Origin of the sequence: Pseudomonas sp. 8209 (assembly GCF_028682105.1) — a bacterium.
Taxonomy (GTDB): domain Bacteria; phylum Pseudomonadota; class Gammaproteobacteria; order Pseudomonadales; family Pseudomonadaceae; genus Aquipseudomonas; species Aquipseudomonas palmensis.
In genome coordinates, this window is the sequence record NZ_JANIAH010000005.1 from 480069 (window position 1) to 496482 (window position 16414).

The following is a 16414-nucleotide window of genomic DNA, read 5'->3' on the forward strand; positions in this document are numbered from 1 at the left end:
CTATGGACCTGTTCGAAACCCTGGCCCGCCAGCCGCTGGCCTACCAATGCGTCGCCCTGTTGCTTGGCCTGATTGTGGGCAGCTTCATCAATGTGCTGGTGCATCGCCTGCCGATGATGCTGGAGCGCCAATGGCGCAGCGAGGCCCGTGAAGTGCTGGAGCTGCCCAGCCCGGCCGAGCCACGTTTCGACCTGATGCTGCCCCACTCCCACTGCCCGCACTGCCAGCACCGCATCCGCGCGTGGGAGAACATACCGGTGCTGAGTTACCTGTGCCTGCGCGGGCGCTGTTCGGCGTGCAAGGCACCGATCAGCCCGCGCTACCCGCTGGTGGAGCTGGCCTGCGCAGGGCTTGGCCTGTTCGCGGCCTGGCATTTCGGCTTCAGCGCCAGCGCGGCGGCGTTCATGCTGTTGAGCTGGGGCCTGCTGGCGATGAGCCTGATCGATATCGAGCACCAGTTGCTGCCCGATGTGCTGGTGCTGCCGCTACTGTGGCTGGGCCTGATACTCAATGCCTTCGAGGTGTTCGTGCCGCTGGACCAGGCGCTGTGGGGCGCCGTGGCCGGCTACCTGAGCCTGTGGACGGTGTACTGGCTGTTCAAGCTGGTCACCGGCAAGGAGGGCATGGGCTATGGCGATTTCAAGCTGCTGGCCATGCTCGGCGCCTGGGGCGGCTGGCAGATCCTGCCGCTGACGCTGCTGCTGGCCTCGTTGGTGGGCGCGCTGCTGGGCCTGGTACTGCTGCGCCTGCGCAACCAGCAGGCGAGCACGCCGATTCCGTTTGGGCCCTATCTGGCCATTGCGGGCTGGATCGCGCTGCTCTGGGGTGGTCAAATGACCACTTCCTATCTGCAATTTGCCGGACTGCAATGACCACACCCGCCTTCACACCCTGGATTCTCGGCCTCACCGGTGGCATCGGCAGTGGCAAGAGCGCCGCGGCGCAACGCTTCATCGAGCTGGGCGTGCACCTGGTGGATGCCGACCAGGCCGCACGCTGGGTGGTCGAGCCCGGGCGCCCGGCGCTGGCCAGCCTGGTGGAGCATTTCGGCCCCGGCGTGCTGCAAAGCGACGGGCAACTGGACCGCGCCGCCCTGCGCCAGCTGATCTTCAGCGACCCGGCGCAACGCCGCTGGGTGGAAGCCCTGCTGCACCCGCTGATCGGCCAGGAGATCTTCAGCTACCTGGCCAAGGCCGAGTCGCCCTATGCGGTGTTCGTTTCACCGCTGATGGTGGAGTCGGGCCAGTATCAGCGCACCCAGCGCCTGCTGGTGATCGACGCGCCGCAGGCCTTGCAGATCGAACGTACACTGCAGCGCGACCAGACCAGCCCCGAACAGGTGCAGGCCATTCTCAAGGCGCAGACCAGCCGCGAAGAGCGCCTGCGCCATGCCCACGACGTGATCGTCAACGACCGCGACCTGGCCTGGCTGCATTCGGAGGTCGACCGCCTGCATCACTTTTACCTGACTTTGCGTGGAGGCCAACCATGAGCCAACCCCTGACCGTAGACTGCCCGACCTGTGGCGCCCCTGTTGAATGGAGTGCCACAAATACCTACCGGCCATTCTGCTCCGACCGCTGCAAGCTGATCGACCTGGGTGCCTGGGCCGCTGAAGAGCACAAGATTCCGGTGGCACCGGATGCCGAAGACGAGCTGTTCTCCGGCGACTTCAACCCGCGCGAACACTAACTGCGCGGTTCGTCGTCCTTCCACGGGGCCTGCAGGTAGCGGGTCCGGTTGAAGGTTTCCAGCCACTCGGGGCAGAACACCACCAGCGCACTGATTACCATGCCGTTGATGAAGGCCTCGGGGAAGATGATCAGCCACAGGTAGCCGATGAAGTCCGACAGCCATTCGGGCATCACGAAGATACCGTCCAGCCACAGCCAGCCAAGGCTGGCCAGCAGGCACAGCAAGGTCGCCAGCGCGGCGGCGAAAAATCCCGAACAGAAGATGTACACGAACAGGTTTTTCGGCTGTGCACGCTCCACCAGTATGGCCACCCCCTCCGTCACCAGCACCGGCAGGCCAATCAGCAGCAAGCCGTTGACGCCCATCGCCGCCAGGTCCTGACGCCCCAGCGCCACCAGCCCCACCTGCGCCACCAGGCCACCGACGATTGCCAGCGGCCAGTCCAGCAGCAGGGTCACGGCGGTCATGCCGATGAAGTGGTACGACACGCCGGTGTCGAAGTCGCGACGTACCAGCCATAACGCGAACAGCGCGAAGATGGTGCCGAACAGCAGGTGCTGGCGCCGCCGGTCGGTGAACAGCTCGACCCACGGCGCGCGCCACACCGCCCACAGCAGCAGCGGCACGTAGCACAGCCAGCCCAGCAGCAGGCTTTGTTCCGATAACACTTGTGCGCCAATCACGGCTGTCTGCCCCTTGTGTGCATTGCGCCCGACGATTGTTCATTCTACACACCGTTCCACGGCCTGTTGCCGCCATCCACCGGGCCTGGAATGCAGCGTTGTCATGATTTGGGCGCTAAGCTTGTGCCCATGGATGACTCAGACTACCTGCGCCTGCTAACCATTCAGGCCGAACAAGCCAATGCGTTCCTGTCCAATGCCCGCAAATGGGAGCGCGAGCGTTGGGTATGCCAGCGCCTGCTGCAAGGCCTGAACATCCCTTATCGCAGCGAGGACTTCACCGCCGCCGGTCAGGAACCACCCGACGTGCTGTTTCGCGATGCCGCCTTCGAGGTGTTCTTCGTGCTCGACGAAGGGCGCCGGCTCAACGACGAATGGCGCGAAGAGTTGCAGCGCCGGCGCAGCGCGTTCTCCCTTGCGCAGCTGGTAAGGCGCGAGGCCCGGCCGCGACGCATCAGTGCGCAGGAGCTGCTGCAGCGCCTGGCCCCCACCCTGCGCAAGAAGTCGCACAACTACCGCGAACGCAACCTGGACCTGGGCGAACTGGACATCATTGCCTTCGCCAGCCTCAAGCGCGAAGTGCTCGACCTCAACAGCCACTTCCCGCCGCCTACCGAATACCTGCGCCAGGGCTGGCGCTCGCTGTCGCTGGTGGGCCCGACCTTCGCCCGGGTGCTGTTCGCCCACCCCGATGCGCCGGATTTTCTGCGCGCCAACCTGGGGCGCAGCATCGTCTTCGACGTGGGGATCAGCCTGTGATCGCCGCCCCCTGCCAAAGCGGGATGGCATAAATGCGGCGCGGGTGATACAAAGCGCAATCATTCGCTGTCACGAGCGCTTCGATCCCCCAGGTAAGCCTTTGGCGACGGACTACAGTGAACACTGTAGCGTTCCCACAGTCACATGCGTCTACCTGACGAGGCCTCCATGACCAGCCGCCTGAACCCCGAAGACCAGCGACGAGTCGATGAATACCTGCGTGCCCCCCAACACCAAGTCGAGCGCAAGCCTTTCAGGCCATGGCTGCTCCTTGCTCTGGTGGTGGGCGTGACGATCAGCCTTGGCCTGTTGAGCCGCCTCCTGAGCCACCTGGTGCTATGAGCTGCCTTGCGCTCGCCCAAACCGCCCGCCCTGCGCGGCCGGCCACTCAGGACCCAACCCAGAATTCCGCAAACCTTATGAGATATCCCCATGACTCACCGTATCGTGATTGTCGGCGGCGGCGCCGGCGGCCTGGAACTGGCGACCCGCCTGGGTAAGACCCTGGGCAAGCGCGGCACTGCCGCGATTACCCTGGTCGACGCCAACCTGACCCACATCTGGAAGCCGCTGCTGCACGAAGTGGCGGCCGGTTCGCTCAATTCCTCCGAAGACGAGCTCAACTACGTGGCCCAGGCCAAGTGGAACCACTTCCAGTTCCAGCTGGGGCGCATGAGCGGCCTGGAGCGTTCGAGCAAGCAGATCCAGCTGGCCGCCACCCTCGACGAGGATGGCCGCGAGCTGCTGCCGGCGCGCACCCTGGCGTATGACACGCTGGTGATCGCGGTAGGCAGCAACACCAACGACTTCGGCACCCTGGGTGCGGCGCAGCATTGCCTGTTCCTCGACACCCGCAAGCAGGCCGAGCGCTTCCACCAGCAGTTGCTCAACCACTACCTGCGCGCCCACGCCGGCGACCTTGCCAGCGAGAAGATCAGCGTGGCGATCGTGGGTGCCGGTGCCACCGGCGTGGAGCTGGCGGCCGAGCTGCACCATGCCGCCCACGAACTGGCAGCCTATGGCCTGGACCGCATCCAGCCCAAGGACATGCAGATCACCCTGATCGAGGCCGGCCCACGGGTGTTGCCGGCGCTGCCCGAGCGCATCAGCGTGCCGGTGCACAAAACCCTGGAAAAACTCGGCGTGACGGTGCTGACCAACGCGTCGGTGAGCGAGGTCACCGCAGACTCGCTCAAGACCGCCAACGGCGAGGTGATCCACGCCAGCCTCAAGGTGTGGGCGGCCGGTATCCGCGCACCGGCGTTTCTCAAAGACATCGACGGGCTGGAAACCAACCGCATCAACCAACTGGTGGTGCGCCCTACCCTGCAGACCACCCTGGACGATGACATCTTCGCGTTCGGCGACTGCGCCGCCTGCCCGCAGCCGGGCAGCGACCGCAATGTGCCGCCGCGCGCCCAGGCCGCCCACCAGCAGGCCTCGCTGCTGGCCAAAGGGCTCAAGGCGCGCCTGGAGGGCAAGGCTTTGCCCACCTACGCGTACCGCGACTACGGCTCGCTGGTTTCGCTGTCGCGCTTCTCGGCAGTGGGCAACCTGATGGGCAACCTCACCGGCAGTGTGATGCTCGAAGGCTGGCTGGCGCGGATGTTCTATGTGTCGCTGTACCGCATGCACCAGATGGCGCTGTATGGCACCTTCCGCACGCTGATGCTGATGCTCGGCAGCCGTATCGGCCGCGGTACCGAACCCCGCCTCAAGCTGCACTGACGGCTACCCCCGTCCGCCCCGGCGCCCTGCCGGGGCCGGATGGGCGCCAGGCCACTGGCGTGCGGTTGACCCGGAGCGAGCTGTATTTCGACGAGGCGCGGATGCGCGCACTACAGCCCCCTGCAGGAGGTACTGGGCATAGGCAGTACCGCCAGCTGGCTGCACACGCGCTAAACCCCGCGCAAACGAAAAAGGGCACCTTTTGCAAGGTGCCCTTTTTCTGAAGATGGTCGGGGTAAGGGGATTCGAACTCCTGACATCCTGCTCCCAAAGCAGGCGCGCTACCGGACTGCGCTATACCCCGGTAAAAAAAAGACACCGATTAAGGTGCCTTTTTTAATGGCTGGACGCTAATGGCGTACCAACCTTTTAAGATTCAAACCCAGCGAACCGGATTCAAAAATGGTGGGTCGTGTAGGATTCGAACCTACGACCAATTGGTTAAAAGCCAACTGCTCTACCAACTGAGCTAACGACCCAAATATGGTCGGGGTAAGGGGATTCGAACTCCTGACATCCTGCTCCCAAAGCAGGCGCGCTACCGGACTGCGCTATACCCCGGTTTGAAATTTGGCTCCGCGACCAGGACTCGAACCTGGGACCCAATGATTAACAGTCATTTGCTCTACCGACTGAGCTATCGCGGAACTATCAATTTCAAGTACAACTTGCTGCAATTTCGAAAACTGTATCGCTACCGCTTCGAACTCTTCGACCTTGTGCATCGCTGCGTTCATGTCTCTGAGGCGCGCTATTCTACAATCTTCAAAACCCTTGTCAACCCTTAATTTGCATTCAACACACTGATTTGCAACTTTTTTTCAGATTCCCACTTCTGCCGGAAACCTGCGGGGTGACATACAGCGGGGCGCACTTTACAAGCACTCGAAGCAAAATGCAAAGAAAAAAGGCCTCGAAAATCGAGGCCTTAGCGTAACCCGCCGAAAACTCAGGCAAAGACGATCTCTTCGCCCTCCAGCTTGGCGGTGATGCTGCTGCCCGGCATGAACTGACCCGACAGAATCAGTTGCGCCAGCGGGTTCTCGATCCAGCGCTGGATCGCCCGTTTCAGCGGCCGTGCGCCATACACCGGGTCGTAACCGACCGCGATCAGCTTGTCGAGGGCCTCGGGGCTCAGCTCCAGGCTCAGCTCGCGTTCGGCCAGACGGCTGCGCAGACGCGACAGCTGGATCTGGGTGATACCGGCGATCTGGTCGCGACCCAGAGGCTCGAACACCACCACTTCGTCGATACGGTTGACGAACTCGGGGCGGAAATGCGAACCCACCGCGTCCATCACCGCAGCGCGCTGCGCCTCGCGATCACCCACCAGTTCCTGGATCTGTGCCGACCCCAGGTTGGAGGTCATCACGATCACCGTGTTGCGAAAGTCCACGGTACGGCCATGACTGTCGGTCAGGCGACCGTCTTCAAGCACTTGCAGCAACACGTTGAACACGTCCGGGTGGGCCTTCTCGACCTCGTCCAGCAGCACTACCGCATAGGGTTTGCGCCGCACGGCTTCGGTCAGGTAGCCGCCCTCTTCGTAGCCCACGTAGCCTGGCGGTGCACCAATCAGCCGCGCCACGGAATGTTTCTCCATGAACTCGGACATGTCGATACGCACCATGGCCTCTTCGGTGTCGAACAGGAACTCGGCCAACGCCTTGCACAGCTCGGTTTTACCCACACCGGTAGGGCCCAGGAACAGGAACGAACCACTTGGCCGGTTAGGGTCGGACAACCCGGCCCGCGAACGACGCACCGCGTTGGCCACGGCCACCACGGCCTCTTCCTGGCCGATCACGCGCTGGTGCAGCAGGCTTTCCATCTTCAGCAGCTTTTCGCGCTCGCCTTCGAGCATCTTGGATACCGGGATACCGGTCCACTTCGACACCACCTCGGCGATCTCTTCCTCGGTCACCTTGTTGCGCAGCAACTGGTTTTCGGCCTTGCCATGCTGGTCGACCATCTGCAGGCTGCGCTCCAGGTCCGGGATCACCCCATACTGCAGCTCGGCCATGCGGCTCAGGTCGCCCTTGCGGCGGGCGGTTTCCAGCTCCTGACGGGACTGCTCGATCTTTTGCTGGATCTGCGCAGAGCCCTGCACTTCGGCTTTTTCCGAGGTCCAGATCTCTTCCAGGTCGGAGTACTCACGCTCCAGCCGCACGATCTCCTCGGTCAGCTTCTCGAGGCGCTTGAGGGCCGCCTCGTCGTCTTCCTTCTTCAGCGCCTGGGATTCCACCTTCAGTTGAATCAGGCGACGCTCCAGACGGTCGAGCACCTCGGGCTTGGAGTCGATCTCCATGCGAATGCGGCTGGCCGCCTCGTCGATCAGGTCAATGGCCTTGTCGGGCAACTGACGATCGGTGATGTAGCGATGGCTGAGCTTGGCCGCGGCAATGATCGCACCGTCGGTGATCGCCACCTTGTGGTGCACCTCGTAACGCTCCTTGAGGCCACGCAGGATGGCGATGGTGTCTTCCTCGCTCGGCTCCTCTACCAATACCTTCTGGAAACGACGCTCCAGCGCCGCATCCTTCTCGATGTACTGGCGGTACTCGTTCAGCGTGGTGGCACCGACGCAGTGCAGCTCGCCGCGCGCCAGCGCAGGCTTGAGCATGTTGCCGGCATCCATCGAGCCTTCGCCTTTACCTGCACCGACCATGGTGTGCAGCTCGTCGATGAACAGGATGATCTGGCCTTCCTGCTTGGACAGCTCGTTGAGCAGGCCTTTGAGGCGCTCTTCGAACTCGCCGCGGAACTTGGCGCCGGCAATCAGCGCGCCCATGTCCAGCGACAGCAGGCGCTTGCCCTTCAGACCATCGGGCACTTCGCCATTGATGATGCGCTGGGCCAGGCCTTCGGCGATGGCAGTTTTACCCACGCCAGGCTCACCGATGAGCACCGGGTTGTTCTTGGTACGGCGTTGCAGCACCTGGATGGTGCGACGGATCTCGTCGTCACGGCCGATCACCGGGTCGAGCTTGCCGTCTTCGGCACGCTTGGTCAGGTCGACGGTGTACTTGTCCAGGGCCTGGCGCGATTCCTCGGCGTTGGGGTCGTTCACCGCTTCGCCGCCGCGCAGGTTGCTGATGGCGTTTTCAAGCGCCTTCTTGCTCACGCCCTGGCCGAGCAGCAACTTGCCGAGCTTGCTGTTCTCGTCCATGGCCGCCAGCAGCACGAGCTCGCTGGAGATGAACTGGTCGCCCTTCTGCTGGGCCAGGCGGTCGGCCTGGTTGAGCAGGCGTGCCAGGTCCTGCGACATGTTGACGTCGCCGGTAGGGTTCTGGATTTTTGGCAACTGGTCGAGTTCTTTGCCCAGTTCCTTGCGCAGGCTGTTGACGTCGAAGCCCACCTGCATCAACAGGGGCTTGATCGAACCACCCTGCTGGTCGATCAGCGCCTGCAACAGGTGCGCAGGCTCGATCGCGGGGTGATCCATGCCAACCGCCAGGGACTGGGAGTCGGATAACGCCAGTTGCAGCTTGCTGGTCAAACGGTCTATTCGCATAACTTACCTTCCTTTAATGGGCAGGCCGGAGCGATGGACACACCTGATGAAGAAAAACCTGCCTGAGATACCCCTATAGATAAGGGTGATTGTGGAAGATTCAAGCGTAGCGGGCTTGATCCAGGTCAGCGAGGCGCCAGCCAGATCAGCGAAGCGAAGCGCCCGGTAACGGGGCTGCGACGGTAGGAATAGAAGCGTGGGTCGCTCACGGTGCACAGGCCGCCGCCATACACGGCAGTGATGCCACGGGCCGCCAGGCGAATGCGCGCCAGTGCATAGATGTCGGCCATGAACTTGCCGGGCTGCGCCCCCGCCACGAAGGCGCTGGCACTTTCCGGATGAACGGTCATGAAGGCTTCGCGCACTTCGCCGCCCACCTCGAACGCCTGGGGCCCGATGGCCGGGCCCAGCCATACCAGCACCTCGCTGGCCGGTACGCCCAGCGCATCGAGCGTGGCCTCCAGCACACCGCCCACCAGCCCGCGCCAGCCGGCATGGGCAGCGCCCACGCGGGTGCCGGCGCGGTCGCAGAACAGTACCGGCAGGCAGTCGGCGGTCATGGACGTGCAGGCGATGCCGGGGGTGCTGGTGCAGCTGGCGTCGGCTTCGGCAACCAGCGCCGGGTCGGCCTCGACCACATCGATGCCGTGCACCTGCTTGAGCCAGGCAGGCTGGATGCCGAACTGCGCGGTCAGGCGCCGACGGTTTTCGGCCACTGCGGCCTGGGCGTCACCGACGTGGTCGCCCAGGTTCAACGAATCGTAGGGCGCCTGGCTCACGCCGCCGCCCCGGGTGGTGACGCACGCCTTGACCCAGGCTGGCGCAGGCCAGTCGGGGGTCAGCAGGTGGTGCGTCAGCGGGCTCATCCGACGAAGGCCTCGCGGTCCTGCTTGAGCAGCGACAGCAGCCACACGAAGTCGTCCGGCAGGGACGACTCCCAGCCCATGCGCTCACCGGTCACCGGGTGATCCAGCTCCAGGAAGCGTGCGTGCAGGGCCTGGCGCGGGAAGGTCTTGAGCGCGTCGACCATGGTCACGCTGGCCGCCGGCGGGATGCGGAAGCGCCCGCCGTACACCGGGTCGCCGACCAACGGGAAGTTGACGTGGGCCATGTGCACGCGGATCTGGTGGGTACGCCCGGTTTCCAGCTTGACGCGCACGTGGGTGTGCGAGCGGAAGCGTTCGAGCACGCGATAGTGGCTGACGGCCTGCTTGCCGCCCTCCATCACCGCCATGCGCTGGCGCTGCTGGCCGTGACGACCGATCGGGGCGTTGATCTTGCCGCCTGCGGTAACCACGCCGATCACGATGCATTCATAGATGCGGCTGACGCTGCGACTTTGCAACTGGGCTACCAGCTGGGTCTGCGCCTGAATGGTCTTGGCCACCACCATCAGACCGGTGGTGTCCTTGTCGAGGCGGTGCACGATGCCGGCGCGCGGCACGTTGATGATGTCCGGCACGTGGTGCAGCAGGGCATTGAGCAGGGTGCCGTCGGCATGACCGGCAGCCGGGTGCACCACAAGCCCGGCCGGCTTGTTGATGACCAGGATGTGCTCGTCTTCGTAGACGATGTCCAGTTCGATGTCCTGCGCCACCCACTCGCCCTGGGCTTCCTGCTCGGCGTCAAGCGCCAGCAGGGCGCCGCCATGGACGATGTCGCGCGGACGCACGACGTTGCCATCGACGGTCAGTAGGCCTTCTTTGATCCAGGCGGAAAGGCGCGAGCGCGAGTGCTCGGCAAACAGTTGGGCGGCGACTTGGTCGAGGCGTTGCCCGCCCAATTCGGACGGTACCTCTGCGCGAAGTTCAATTTTCTCGGACATGCTCGAATCAGGCGGAGGCACAGCCTTTGGTTTCAGCTGCACGCTTGTGGTTAAATACGGCGTCTTTTGCCCCGAGGGTTCCAACGGGGTGCTCATCATAACAGGACGGCCTCGCCCAAGACAGCAGCCGTCATAGGGACGCAAGCCGCCATGCAAGTGAAACACCTGCTGCTGATCGCCATCCTCGGACTCACCGCTGCTTGTTCTTCGAAGGAAGTCGTCGACGAAAACCTCAGCGAAACCGAGCTGTACCAGCAGGCGCAGGCCGACCTGGACAACCACAGCTATACCAGCGCCACCTCCAAGCTCAAGGCCCTGGAGTCGCGGTACCCGTTCGGCCGCTATGCCGACCAGGCGCAGCTGGAGCTGATCTACGCGAACTACAAGAACGCCGAGCCCGAGGCTGCCAAGTCGGCTGCCGAGCGCTTTATCCGCCTGCATCCGCAGCATCCGAACGTCGACTACGCCTATTACCTGAAGGGCCTGACCTCGTTCGACCAGGACCGCGGCCTGCTGGCGCGCTTCCTGCCGCTGGACATGACCAAGCGTGACCCGGGCGCAGCGCGTGACTCGTACAACGAGTTCGCCCAGCTCACCAGCCGCTTCCCCAACAGCCGCTACGCACCGGACGCCAAGCAGCGCATGATCTACCTGCGCAACCTGCTGGCCTCCTACGAGATCCACGTGGCCGACTACTACCTGACCCGTCAGGCGTATGTTGCCGCTGCCAACCGTGGCCGCTACGTGGTGGAAAACTTCCAGGAAACCCCATCGGTCGGTGACGGCCTGGCGGTGATGACCGAAGCCTACATGCGTCTGCACCTGGACGAACTGGCAGCCACCAGCCTGGAAACCCTGAAACTCAACTACCCCGATCACCCGAGCCTGAAAGACGGCCAGTTCGTGCCGCAGCAGGACGAGGCGGACAACCGCTCGTGGCTGTCCAAGGCCACCCTGGGCCTGATCTCCAGCGCGCCGCCGCTGCCGCCAGGCCAGACCCGCGCCAACCAGGACGTGCAGAAGCAGTATCAGGACGCCAAAGACGCGATCCCGCAGGAACTGCTGCCCAAGGACGAAAATGGCGACGTGATCGAAGAAGAAAACCACGAAGCCGAAGGCAACAACGAAGACCGTTCGTGGTTCAGCTACATGACCTTTGGCGTATTCGACTGACACGCCATGCGGTGAATGAAAAAGGGAGGCCTGATGGCCTCCCTTTTTTGTTGCCAGGCCCTAAACTGGGGGCTCTTCATTCGACAAAGCTGGACACCATGGTTCGCCTAATTCTCTGGATTGCCCTGATTGCTGCTGCGTTCTGGTTGTGGCGCAAGTTCAAGGCCGGCACTGCTGCCGATACTCGCCCTACCCTCGATGACCCGCTGAAGATGGTGCGCTGTGCCCATTGCGGCGTGCACCTGCCCACCGACCGTGCCTTGCACCGGGGCCAGCTGTGGTATTGCAGCCCGGCGCATCTGGAGCAGGGGCCCAACGATACCCGCCAGGGCTGAGGGCCCCTTCGCCGGCCAGGCCGCTTCCAGATGCCTGCTGTTACAGCAGGCGCGGCCCCAGCGCGTACGGCGCCGGGTCGATGATCGGCGCACGCCCCAGCAGCAGGTCGGCGAACAACCGGCAGGACGCCGGCGCCAGCACCAGCCCGTTGCGGTAATGCCCGCAGTTCAACCACAAGCCTTCATGCCCGGGCACCTGGCCGATGTACGGCACACCTTCCGGTGAGCCAGGCCGCAACCCAGCCCAATGCCCGACCGGCGTGGCATCGGCCAGCGCCGGCAGCAATTCGATGGCCGAGGCCTTCAGGCTCGCCAGCGCCGCTTCGGTGGGCGTCTTGTCATAGCCTGCATGCTCCAGTGTGCTGCCGACCAGAATGTGCCCGTCACGCCGTGGGATCGCGTAGCGCCCCTTGGCCAGCACCATGCTCGGCAGGAAATCTTCCGCGCACTTGAACAGGATCATCTGCCCTTTCACCGGCTCCACCGGCAGCTCCAGGCCCAGCGGGCGCAGCAGGTCGCCACTCCAGGCCCCCGCCGTAAGCACCACCTGGTCGGCGCGGATCGGGCCATCGACGGTTTCAACGCCGCAAATACGCTCGCCCTCGCGGCTGAACCCGGTGATTTCACAATGCTCGCGAAGGGTCACGTTCGACAGGGCCTGCAACGCCGCCTTGAGCGACTTGACCAGGCGCGGGTTGCGCACGTTCGCCACACCCGCCATGTAGATGGCCCGCTCGAAACCCGGCCCCAGCACGGGCACCGCCGCATAGGCGCGGGCCACATCCACTGCGCTCAACGGGCGTCCCTCGCGGGCCGCCCAGGCCAGCGCCTCGGCTTCATCGTCCAGGTCCAGCCAGTACAGGCCGGTGGTATGCACCTCGGGGTCTACACCGGTGCTGGCGAACAGACGCTCGCCCAGCTGCGGATAGAAGTCCTGCGACCAATGCGCCAGTGCAGTAACCGCCGGGCTGTAGCGCCACGGGTACAACGGCGACACGATCCCGCCCCCGGCCCAGGAAGACTCCTGCCCGAGCGCGCCCTTGTCGCACACCACCACCTGCTCGACATCGGCCGCCAGGTTGAACGCAGTCAGCAGGCCGATCACCCCACCGCCGACAATCACTACTTGCTTGGTCATCTATTGGTCCAGTACCCGAATGAAAGACGTCAGTTACCCCAGCAACCCCCGTCCGCCTCGTTGCTGGCACCGGGGTTGCCGCGCACACCCTGGTGATCGAGCTCGAAGTCGCCACAGGCGTCGCCGGCCATCAGCCCGCCAGCGTGACGCCGGGCCAGCAGGCTGAAACCCTCGGCCTCGCGGCTGGCGTGCAGGCTGTAATGGCCTGTGCCAGGGGGCAACGGGGTGATCACGGCGTCGGTATCGGCATACTGGCCCGTGCGGGCGCGGTGGCGCTCCAGGTGCTGCGCACTGTCGAACAGCAGCCCCACGACCTCGCTGCGTGCGGCTCTTTTCACCGTGTCGCGGTAGCTGGGGTAGGCAATGCCCGCCAGAATGCCGACCACGGCGACGACAATCAACAGTTCGATCAGGCTCAGGCCCTGATGAGTTCGCGGCATGTTGTGCGCCCCTAGTGGATCTGCCGCCACAAGATACGTTGCGCCGGCCACGCAGCCGACACCGATGGCTGCGCCAGCACGCTCTCCAGCACCACCCGCGCCTGCTGCTGACGCCCCACGGCAGTCACCCGAAGCAGCTGCACCTCAAGGCCGTCGGGCAGCCGCGCGGGGCGCGAGCTGCGGCCCAGGTTCTGTACCAGGAAGAAGCCAGGCCCTTGCGCCTGCCAGCCCAGCCCGGAGCTTGGCCCCGCCCCGCTCTGCACACCGGCGGCGCGTACCCTGGGTGCCTCCGGCGGCGGCAGGCAGTACACGCACGGGCCCGGTGGCTCAAGCCCCGCCAGCACACGGGCCTCGGCGAGCCGCAACGTGGTTTCCGCCGCTTCGAACGCCTGCAATGCCATCACCAGGTTGCCGGCCATGCGTGCCTGCAAGGCGGCACTGTGCAGCACCGAAACACCCAGCAGGCCGCACAGCAGCATCAGCACCAGGCACACCAGCAGCGCCATGCCCCGTTGCAGCTTCATGGCAGGCGGTTACGCACGGCGGCGACCATCTGATAGGTTTGCGCGCGCACCCGTTCAGCGGGGTCGTCCAGGGTCAGGCGCAGGCGGATGCTGCGAATGCGCGAAGGGTCGGGCACCGCAGTCATCCAGGCCAGCTCACCGCCCTCGCCCGCCACGCCCAGGTCAACCTGCAGCCGGCTGACATGTTCGATCAGCACCGCGTGGCTGCCCCCACTGGTGAGCAGCAGTTGCCCGTCCACCAGGCGGTACACCTGCTGACGAACGGGCAAGGCGAACTGGTGTGGCCCGGGCAAGCGCTCGCCTGCCTGCACCTGGGCGGTGCTCAGGCAGTCGGTGAGCAGCGTCCAGTTGGGCGGGCCACCGGCCTCCCCACCCTGCACGCCAACCAGGCTCAGGCTGCGCAGGGTGCCGTCAGGCTCGAGGCTGACACTGATCGGCAGGGCAAATGCCGCGGCAATGGCAGGGTCGGCAAAGCTGATCGCCTCGCGCCGCAGGCAGCCGAATGCACCGGCCATGCGGATGTCACGGGCCATGCGCTGCAGCGCAAAGCGCGCATCCTCCTGCAACTGCGCAAGTGCGCCCTGCGCCTGCCACCCCTGCAGCGCACCGATGAACAGGCGACTGCCGGCCAGCACCAGCAGCACGCCCAGGCTCAACGCCAGCAGCGCCTCGACCAGGCCGAAACCGGTGTCGCGCCTCATGGCCCCACCTGCCCCTGCACAGCAAGGCCACCGCCCTGCCAGTGCAGGTCGAGTGCGAGCCCATTGCCCGCCTGGCGCACCTGTGCCTGCGCGGACGCGCCGGCCACCTTTACCAGCTCGCGCTGCAAGGCGCTGGCCTCCCCCACCCTCAGCCCGCCCGCAGCGCGCGCGCCTTCGAGCAGGGCCTGGGCCAGGTACAGCGCCTGGGTGGTACGCAGCGCGCCGTCGGTGCCGTGCAACGCCCGCCCTTGCAGCGCAGCCGCCGCCATTACCCCCAGTGACAGCACCAGCAGCGCCACCATCACTTCGATCAGGGTCATGCCCTGCTGCAGCCTCCTGGCCATGTTCGCCTCCTGCGAAATTTCCCCATGTGATTGCCTACCCGGCCGACTGGACGCCCAACCGAGCGGCACTGAATCTACAGAGAAGCACTTCCAGGGAGGGATGCACGATGGGGCAACAGGGCGTAACACTGATACAAATGATGTATGCGCTGGGGCTGATCGCGGCGCTGACGCAGTTAGGGCTGCCGGCCTACAGCGCCATGAGCGTGAGCCTACAGCGCGAGGCCAGCGCGCAGAACCTTGCCCAGGCCTTGCGCAGCGCCCGCAGCGAAGCCCTGCTGCGCAATCAGCGAGTCAGCCTGACGGCCCTGGAGGGCGACTGGAGCAAGGGATGGCGAATGAGCGCCGACGATGAAGGCTTGCTGCACGAGTACCGTGCCAGCGGGAAGGTTCGTGTGGTGGGCAATCAGCCGCTGGCGCGGCAGGTGCATTTCAGCGGGCTGGGGGTACCGCTGCAGGCGGGCGGTGCGTTCCAGGCCGGGACCCTGCACGTGTGCGAAAGTCCCGGAACCCGGAGCCTGCATCAGGTGGTGCTGTCACGCACCGGGCGGGTCAGCCTGCGCCACCTCGCCACCGATCAGCCGCTGTGCGCGGCCGCCGGGTCAGATCAGTGAACGCACCCGCAGCTCCTTGGGCATCGAGAACGTTACATTCTCTTCGCGACCATCGAGCTCGTCGGCACCTGTGGCGCCCCATTCCTGCAACTGCGCGATCACACCACGCACCAGCACTTCGGGGGCGGAGGCGCCGGCGGTGATGCCGATACGCTCGACACCGTCGAACCAGCTGCGCTGCATGTCTTCTGCACCGTCGATCAGGTAGGCCGGGGTGGCCATGCGCTCGGCCAGCTCACGCAGGCGGTTGGAGTTGGAGCTGTTCGGGCTGCCCACCACCAGTACCACGTCGCACTCGTCAGCCAGTTGCTTGACCGCATCCTGGCGGTTCTGGGTGGCGTAGCAGATGTCGTCCTTGCGCGGCCCGCCAATGCTGGGGAAGCGCGTGCGCAGCGCATCGATGACGCGGCTGGTGTCGTCCATCGACAGGGTGGTCTGGGTCACGAAGGCCAGGCGTTCGGGGTCACGAACCTGCAGGTTGGCGACATCCTCTTCGTCTTCGACCAGGTAGATCGAACCGCCGTTGCTGGCGTCGTACTGGCCCATGGTGCCTTCGACCTCGGGGTGCCCTTCGTGGCCGATCAGGATGCATTCCTTGCCATCGCGACTGTACTTGGCCACCTCGATGTGCACCTTGGTCACCAGCGGGCAGGTCGCGTCGAAGACCTTGAGGCCGCGCCCCGCCGCCTCCTGGCGCACGGCCTGGGAAACGCCGTGAGCACTGAAGATGACGATGACGTCATTGGGCACCTGGTCGAGCTCTTCGACGAAGATTGCCCCGCGCGCGCGCAGGTCTTCGACCACGAACTTGTTGTGCACCACTTCGTGACGCACATAGATCGGCGGGCCGAACACCTCGAGGGCGCGATTGACGATTTCGATCGCCCGGTCCACGCCGGCGCAGAAGCCGCGTGGGTTGGCGAGTTTGATCTGCATGGCTG

General features: G+C 64.8%; 19 protein-coding genes and 4 tRNA genes. 9 read left to right on the top strand and 14 right to left on the bottom strand.

What is annotated here, in order from left to right; genetic code table 11:
- Nucleotides 1–2 precede the first annotated feature (2 nt).
- Genes NP552_RS13835 through yacG form a run of 3 tightly spaced genes read left to right on the top strand, consistent with a single transcriptional unit; the run spans nucleotide 3 to nucleotide 1692 of the window.
- Complete coding sequence (locus NP552_RS13835; RefSeq protein ID WP_236176795.1) at nucleotides 3–872, top strand: prepilin peptidase; 870 nt, start codon at nucleotides 3–5, stop codon at nucleotides 870–872.
- Nucleotides 869–1492 (top strand): dephospho-CoA kinase, encoded by a 624-nt coding sequence (gene coaE / locus NP552_RS13840; RefSeq protein ID WP_123752881.1) that lies wholly within the window; start codon nucleotides 869–871, stop codon nucleotides 1490–1492. Before NP552_RS13835 ends, coaE begins: the two co-directional genes overlap by 4 nt.
- Nucleotides 1489–1692 carry a DNA gyrase inhibitor YacG gene (yacG, locus tag NP552_RS13845; RefSeq protein ID WP_043860325.1) on the top strand — a complete coding sequence of 68 codons (204 nt, stop codon included), beginning with the start codon at nucleotides 1489–1491 and terminating at the stop codon, nucleotides 1690–1692. Before coaE ends, yacG begins: the two co-directional genes overlap by 4 nt.
- Here the strand turns inward: yacG and NP552_RS13850 are convergent.
- Nucleotides 1689–2378: an energy-coupling factor ABC transporter permease gene (locus NP552_RS13850; RefSeq protein WP_254996759.1), complete on the bottom strand. Its 690-nt coding sequence runs from the start codon at nucleotides 2376–2378 to the stop codon at nucleotides 1689–1691. The two genes, yacG and NP552_RS13850, sit on opposite strands and share 4 nt — an antisense overlap.
- A 129-nt stretch (nucleotides 2379–2507) precedes the next feature.
- On the opposite strand from NP552_RS13850, the gene NP552_RS13855 reads away from it, so the two are divergent.
- From NP552_RS13855 to NP552_RS13865, 3 genes are all read left to right on the top strand, one after another.
- Nucleotides 2508–3137, top strand: coding sequence for a DUF1780 domain-containing protein (locus NP552_RS13855; protein WP_043860323.1), 630 nt, complete (start codon nucleotides 2508–2510; stop codon nucleotides 3135–3137).
- A 168-nt stretch (nucleotides 3138–3305) separates the two neighbouring features.
- Entirely contained in the window at nucleotides 3306–3479 is a 174-nt protein-coding gene (locus NP552_RS13860; protein WP_043860322.1) for a DUF3094 family protein, read from the top strand.
- A gap of 90 nt (nucleotides 3480–3569) precedes the next feature.
- Nucleotides 3570–4865, top strand: a complete 1296-nt coding sequence (locus NP552_RS13865; RefSeq protein WP_043860321.1) for an NAD(P)/FAD-dependent oxidoreductase — start codon at nucleotides 3570–3572, stop codon at nucleotides 4863–4865.
- 227 nt (nucleotides 4866–5092) lie between these two features.
- Here the strand turns inward: NP552_RS13865 and NP552_RS13870 are convergent.
- The 7 genes from NP552_RS13870 to rluD form a co-directional block, all read right to left on the bottom strand.
- A tRNA-Pro gene (locus NP552_RS13870) sits at nucleotides 5093–5169 on the bottom strand.
- Nucleotides 5170–5268: 99 nt separating this feature from the next.
- A tRNA-Lys gene (locus tag NP552_RS13875) sits at nucleotides 5269–5344 on the bottom strand.
- A 5-nt stretch (nucleotides 5345–5349) separates the two neighbouring features.
- Nucleotides 5350–5426, bottom strand: a tRNA-Pro gene (locus NP552_RS13880).
- A 10-nt stretch (nucleotides 5427–5436) separates the two neighbouring features.
- Nucleotides 5437–5512, bottom strand: a tRNA-Asn gene (locus NP552_RS13885).
- Between the two features lie 302 nt (nucleotides 5513–5814).
- On the bottom strand, nucleotides 5815–8379 hold the full coding sequence (gene clpB / locus NP552_RS13890) for an ATP-dependent chaperone ClpB (RefSeq protein WP_043860320.1): 2565 nt from the start codon (nucleotides 8377–8379) through the stop codon (nucleotides 5815–5817).
- A 125-nt stretch (nucleotides 8380–8504) separates the two neighbouring features.
- Complete coding sequence (gene pgeF, locus NP552_RS13895) at nucleotides 8505–9245, bottom strand: peptidoglycan editing factor PgeF (RefSeq protein WP_274096830.1); 741 nt, start codon at nucleotides 9243–9245, stop codon at nucleotides 8505–8507.
- Nucleotides 9242–10204, bottom strand: a complete 963-nt coding sequence (gene rluD / locus NP552_RS13900; RefSeq protein WP_043860318.1) for a 23S rRNA pseudouridine(1911/1915/1917) synthase RluD — start codon at nucleotides 10202–10204, stop codon at nucleotides 9242–9244. The genes pgeF and rluD overlap by 4 nt, the downstream gene beginning before the upstream one ends.
- Before the next feature lie 150 nt (nucleotides 10205–10354).
- On the opposite strand from rluD, the gene NP552_RS13905 reads away from it, so the two are divergent.
- Both NP552_RS13905 and NP552_RS13910 read left to right on the top strand, forming a co-directional pair.
- On the top strand, nucleotides 10355–11377 hold the full coding sequence (locus NP552_RS13905; RefSeq protein WP_043860317.1) for an outer membrane protein assembly factor BamD: 1023 nt from the start codon (nucleotides 10355–10357) through the stop codon (nucleotides 11375–11377).
- A 98-nt stretch (nucleotides 11378–11475) separates the two neighbouring features.
- On the top strand, nucleotides 11476–11712 hold the full coding sequence (locus NP552_RS13910; protein ID WP_043860316.1) for a PP0621 family protein: 237 nt from the start codon (nucleotides 11476–11478) through the stop codon (nucleotides 11710–11712).
- 40 nt (nucleotides 11713–11752) lie between these two features.
- On the opposite strand, the gene thiO is transcribed toward NP552_RS13910, so the two are convergent.
- Genes thiO through NP552_RS13935 form a run of 5 tightly spaced genes read right to left on the bottom strand, consistent with a single transcriptional unit; the run spans nucleotide 11753 to nucleotide 14859 of the window.
- Nucleotides 11753–12850, bottom strand: coding sequence for a glycine oxidase ThiO (thiO, locus tag NP552_RS13915; protein ID WP_274096831.1), 1098 nt, complete (start codon nucleotides 12848–12850; stop codon nucleotides 11753–11755).
- A gap of 29 nt (nucleotides 12851–12879) precedes the next feature.
- The gene (locus NP552_RS13920; RefSeq protein ID WP_054914914.1) at nucleotides 12880–13290 is read right to left on the bottom strand and encodes a type IV pilin protein; all 411 of its coding nucleotides are present in this window, start codon (nucleotides 13288–13290) and stop codon (nucleotides 12880–12882) included.
- A gap of 11 nt (nucleotides 13291–13301) precedes the next feature.
- Complete coding sequence (locus NP552_RS13925) at nucleotides 13302–13814, bottom strand: pilus assembly PilX family protein (RefSeq protein ID WP_274096832.1); 513 nt, start codon at nucleotides 13812–13814, stop codon at nucleotides 13302–13304.
- A complete protein-coding gene (locus tag NP552_RS13930; RefSeq protein ID WP_054914916.1) occupies nucleotides 13811–14515 on the bottom strand; it encodes a PilW family protein in 705 nt (234 codons plus the stop codon). Before NP552_RS13930 ends, NP552_RS13925 begins: the two co-directional genes overlap by 4 nt.
- A complete protein-coding gene (locus NP552_RS13935; RefSeq protein ID WP_274096833.1) occupies nucleotides 14512–14859 on the bottom strand; it encodes a type IV pilus modification PilV family protein in 348 nt (115 codons plus the stop codon). The genes NP552_RS13930 and NP552_RS13935 overlap by 4 nt, the downstream gene beginning before the upstream one ends.
- 137 nt (nucleotides 14860–14996) lie before the next feature.
- Here NP552_RS13935 and NP552_RS13940 point away from each other — a divergent pair, with 137 nt between their 5' ends.
- A complete protein-coding gene (locus NP552_RS13940) occupies nucleotides 14997–15473 on the top strand; it encodes a GspH/FimT family pseudopilin (protein WP_229589858.1) in 477 nt (158 codons plus the stop codon).
- Here NP552_RS13940 and ispH read toward each other — a convergent pair.
- Nucleotides 15462–16409 (bottom strand): 4-hydroxy-3-methylbut-2-enyl diphosphate reductase, encoded by a 948-nt coding sequence (gene ispH / locus NP552_RS13945; protein ID WP_043860310.1) that lies wholly within the window; start codon nucleotides 16407–16409, stop codon nucleotides 15462–15464. The genes NP552_RS13940 and ispH overlap by 12 nt on opposite strands.
- Nucleotides 16410–16414: the final 5 nt, after the last annotated feature.